We start from the raw sequence: 268 nt of genomic DNA on the forward strand, positions 1-268 counted from the left end.
GCCCTCCTGCAGCATCAGCGGCAGCAGAAACGGCAAGGCGCCGAGCCCGATGCGAAACAGCGAGCCGCCGAGCACGCTCGCCTGGAACGTCGGCACCTTGAAAAAGCGCAGATCGAGCAAGGGCAACTCGACGCGCCGCGCGTACACCACGTAACCCGCGAGCAGCACGGCGCCGCTTGCGCACATGCCGAACGCGTCCCGATTCGAAATCAGTTCGCCGCCCACCAGCGAGAGCCCCAGCAGAAGCAGCACCGCGCCCGCCGCCGAG

At 68.3% G+C, this 268-nt stretch carries 1 pseudogene; it reads right to left on the bottom strand.

What is annotated here, in order from left to right:
• Window positions 1–268: pseudogene (locus SB751_RS31035) on the bottom strand (MFS transporter); the annotation flags it as partial.

This window comes from Cupriavidus sp. SIMBA_020 (genome assembly GCF_046535395.1).
GTDB classification, from domain to species: Bacteria; Pseudomonadota; Gammaproteobacteria; order Burkholderiales; family Burkholderiaceae; genus Cupriavidus; species Cupriavidus campinensis.